Annotated in this window: 3 protein-coding genes; all 3 read left to right on the top strand. The window is 72.7% G+C overall.

What is annotated here, in order from left to right:
* Positions 1–1,011: molybdopterin molybdotransferase MoeA (locus IFT36_RS15360; protein WP_200413584.1), on the top strand; the 1,011-nt coding region annotated here is incomplete at its 5' end.
* Between the two features lie 53 nt (positions 1,012–1,064).
* The gene (gene fdhD / locus IFT36_RS15355; protein ID WP_200413583.1) at positions 1,065–2,072 is read left to right on the top strand and encodes a formate dehydrogenase accessory sulfurtransferase FdhD; all 1,008 of its coding nucleotides are present in this window, start codon (positions 1,065–1,067) and stop codon (positions 2,070–2,072) included.
* Complete coding sequence (locus IFT36_RS15350; RefSeq protein ID WP_173152821.1) at positions 2,069–4,381, top strand: FdhF/YdeP family oxidoreductase; 2,313 nt, start codon at positions 2,069–2,071, stop codon at positions 4,379–4,381. The genes fdhD and IFT36_RS15350 overlap by 4 nt, the downstream gene beginning before the upstream one ends.
* Positions 4,382–4,440: the final 59 nt, after the last annotated feature.

Raw genomic sequence — 4,440 nt, 5'->3', positions numbered from 1 at the left:
TCGGCGATGGACGGCTGGGCGGTCGCCGGCGAGGGCCCCTGGCGACTCGGCCCGTCGATCGTCGCGGGCCGGGTCGCCGACGACGACGGCTCGCTGCCGACCGGGGTCGCGCGACCGGTCACCACGGGCGCCGTCGTCCCGGACGGGACGGACCGGGTGCTGCGCTCGGAGTCCGGGCACGTGGCCGACGGCGTCCTGACGGCCGACGACGACCCCCGCCGTCCGCCGCACGTCCGGCGAGCCGGAGAAGAGATCGACCGCGGCGACGCCCTGATCACCGCGGGCACGCTCCTCACCCCGCCCCGCGTCGCCGTGCTGGCCCTCGGCGGGCACGACGCCGTGCCCGTGGTGACCCGCCCGACGGTGGCCCTGGCCGTGCTCGGCGACGAGGTCGTGGCCGAGGGCGTGCCCGAGCGCGGCACGGTCCGCGACGTGTTCTCGGTGCCGGTGCCGCGCCTCCTCGGCTCCCTCGGCACGGCGTCCGCGACCACGACGCGGGTGGCCGACGACCTCGACGCGACGATCGCCGCCCTCGACCGCTCGGACCGTCGCCTCGTGGTGACGACCGGAGGCACCGCGCACGGCCCGACCGACCACGTCCGCGCCGCCCTCGACCGGCTGGGCGCCGAGCTGGTGGTCGACGGTCTCGCGATGCGTCCGGGGCAGCCCCTGGTCGTCGCGCGCCGCGGCGACACGGTCTACCTGTGCCTGCCGGGCAACCCGATGGCCGCCTACGTGGGGCTCGTGGTCGTGGGGACCGCGGTGGTGGACGGCCTCCTCGGGAGGCGACCCGCGCCTCCCGGGTCCGTCACGCTCGCCGTCGACGTGGCCCACCCCCGACCCGGCGCGCTCGTGCAGGCGTACCGGGCGACCCCGGACGGAGCCGTGCCGACCGAGCGCCAGTCGTCGGCGATGCTGCGCGGCCTGGCCGACGCCGACGGGCTGCTCGTCGTGCCCGAGGGCGGGGCGCGGGCGGGCGACGTCGTCCCCTCGCTCGGCCTCCCGTGGTGAGGTGCGGACCCCGCCGGCTTTCGATTCCGGGGTTCGAGGGGTAGACCTGACCCATGGCACGCATCACGTCCCGCAAACCGGTGACCCGCATCACGGTCGGTGACGACGGCAGCGCGGGCGTCCGCAAGACCATGGACACCCTCGCGGTCGAGGAACCCCTCGAGATCCGCGTCGGCGGCACGTCGCTCGCCATCACCATGCGCACGCCCGGTCACGACTTCGACCTGGCCGCGGGGTTCCTCGTGTCCGAGGCCGTCATCTCGACCGGTGACGAGTTCTTCGCCGCCCGCTACTGCGCCGGGGCCACCGCCGAGGGGCTCAACACGTACAACGTGCTCGACGTCACGCTCGCGCCCGGGGTGCCGGCGCCCGACCCGAGCCTCGAGCGGGCGTTCTACACGACCAGCTCGTGCGGGCTGTGCGGCAAGGCCTCGATCGACGCCGTCCGCACGACGTCGCAACACGACGTGCGGCACGACCCCCTCGTCGTCGACCCCGCCCTGCTCGCGACCTTCCCCGACCGCCTGCGCGAGGGCCAGGACGTGTTCGAGAAGACCGGCGGGCTCCACGCCGCGGCGCTCTTCGACGGCCGCACGGGCGAGCTGCTCGTCCTGCGCGAGGACGTCGGTCGGCACAACGCCGTCGACAAGGTCGTCGGCTGGGCCGTCAAGGAGGCGCGGCTGCCGTTGGGCGGGACCGTCCTGATGGTCTCGGGTCGCGCCTCGTTCGAGCTCACGCAGAAGGCGTCGATGGCCGGCATCCCGGTGCTCGCCGCCGTGTCGGCACCGTCGTCGCTCGCCGTCGACCTCGCGACCGAGCTGGGCGTCACGATCGTGGGGTTCCTCCGCGGTCGGTCGATGGTCGTCTACTCGCGACCGGACCGGCTCGGCGAGCCCGACGGGACCGAGCCGTCGGCCCACTCGCGCGATGTCGACAACGCGACCCGCGCCTCCTCGTCCCCCGACGCTGCTCACGCCGCCGACGCCCACGCCCCCGACTCCCCCGGCGGCGCGACGCGCGCCTCCTCGCCCGTCCCCCTGACGATCGGAACAAGACCGTGACCGAGAAACCCCCCGTCTCCGACGTGACCGACGCCGACATCGAGGTCGGCCCCCCGCGCGAGTGGGCCGCCGGCGTGCCCGGCGTGCTGCACTCGATGGACCCGGCCATCAAGCAGCTCGGGCTGGCCCGCACCGTCAAGCTCATGACGTCGCTGAACCAGAAGGACGGCTTCGACTGCATGAGCTGCGCCTGGCCCGACCCGAACCACCGCAAGGTCGCCGAGTTCTGCGAGAACGGCGCCAAGGCGGTCACCTGGGAGGCCAACCCGGTGCTCGTGCCCGACACGTTCTGGGCCGAGCACTCGGTGACCGACCTGCTCGACAAGACCGAGTACTGGCTCGGCATGCAGGGCCGCCTCACCAAGCCCGTGCACAAGCCCGCCGGCAGCGACCACTACCGCGAGGTGTCGTGGGACGAGGCGTTCCGCATCGTCGGCGACAAGCTGAGGTCGCTCGACAGCCCGGACGAGGCGTCGTTCTACACCTCGGGCCGCACCTCGAACGAGGCGGCCTTCGCGTACCAGCTGTTCGTGCGCGCCTTCGGCACGAACAACCTGCCCGACTGCTCGAACATGTGCCACGAGTCGACGAGCCTCGCCATGGCCGAGGTGGTCGGCATCGGCAAGTCGACCATCGCCTACGACGACTTCGAGCAGGCCGACCTGATCGTCATCCTCGGGCAGAACCCGGGCACCAACCACCCGCGCATGCTGACGGCCCTCGAAGACGCCAAGCTCAAGGGCGCGAAGATCGTGGCGGTCAACCCGCTGCCCGAGGCCGGCCTGCGTCGCTACAAGAACCCGCAGCTGCCGCGCGGCGTCGCGGGTCGCGGCACGGAGATCGCCGACCAGTTCCTGCAGATCCGGCTCGGTGGCGACATGGCACTGCTGCAGGCCGTCGCCAAGCGCGTCCTCGAGGCCGAGGACGCCGCCCCCGGCACGGTGCTCGACCACGAGTTCCTGGCCGAGCACACCGTCGGGCTCGAGGCCTTCCGCGAGCACATCGCGCAGGTCGACGACGACGAGGTGCTGCTGGCGACCGGGCTCGACCGGGCCGAGATCGACGAGCTGGCCGACCGCTACCTGGCCTCGGACCGCGTGATCATCACCTGGGCGATGGGCATCACGCAGCACCGCAAGGCCGTCGACACCATCAAGGAGATCATCAACCTGCTGCTCCTGCGCGGCAACATCGGCAAGCCGGGTGCCGGCGCCTCGCCGATCCGCGGGCACAGCAACGTGCAGGGCGACCGCACGATGGGCATCTGGGAGCAGGTCTCGGACGAGTTCCTCGACGCCCTGCAGAAGGAGTTCCGCTTCGACCCGCCGCGCGAGCACGGCGTCGACGCCCTCAAGGGCATCAAGGCCATGCAGGAGGGGCGGATCAAGTTCTGGATGGGCATGGGCGGCAACCTCGTGGCCGCGATCTCGGACACCCAGCTCGCCGAAGCCGCGATGCGCGGGACCGACATGACCGTCCAGGTGTCGACGAAGCTGAACCGCTCGCACGCCGTGGTCGGCGCCGAGGCACTCATCCTGCCGACGCTCGGCCGCACCGAGATCGACGTGCAGGAGGCCGGGCCGCAGTTCGTCTCGGTCGAGGACACCGTGTGCTCGGTGCACGGCAGCCACGGCCAGGTGCCGCCGGTCGCGCCCGACCTGCTCAGCGAGGTCGCCATCGTCAGTCGCCTGGCGCGGGCGACGCTCGGCGACCGGGCCGACCTCGAGATCGACTGGAAGGGCTTCGAGGACGACTACGACACGCTGCGCGACCACATCAGCCGGGTCGTGCCGGGCTTCGAGCGCTACAGCGAGCGGGTGCGCAGCCGCGACGGCTTCGTGCTGCCGAACGGGCCGCGCGACTCGCGGACCTTCGCGACGAAGGTCGGCAAGGCGATGATCACGGTCAACGACCTCGAGCACGTCGAACGCCCCGAGGGGACGCTGCTGCTGCAGACCCTGCGCTCGCACGACCAGTACAACACCACGATCTACAGCCTCAACGACCGCTACCGCGGCATCAAGAAGGGTCGGCACGTGGTCTTCGTCAACCCGCTCGACCTCGACGACCTCGGGCTCACCGACGGCCAGAAGGTCGACGTGTCGACGGTCTGGACCGACGACGTCGAGCGGGTGCTCCGCGACTACCGCATCGTCGCCTACCCCACGGCCCGCGGGTGCGCCGCCGCGTACTTCCCCGAGGCGAACGTGCTCGTGCCGCTCGACAGCGCGTCGATCGGCAGCAACACCCCGGTGTCGAAGGCCGTGCTCGTGCGGGTGACGCCAGCGGCGGTGCCGGTCGGGGTCTGACCCCGGGTCGGCCCGTCGCCGGGCGGCGCCGTCCGAGCCGGCGCGGCGGGTCAGCGGGC

It is taken from the genome of Frigoribacterium sp. CFBP 13605, assembly GCF_014839405.1.
Taxonomy (GTDB): domain Bacteria; phylum Actinomycetota; class Actinomycetes; order Actinomycetales; family Microbacteriaceae; genus Frigoribacterium.
This window is presented reverse-complemented; position numbering and strand designations above follow the sequence as displayed.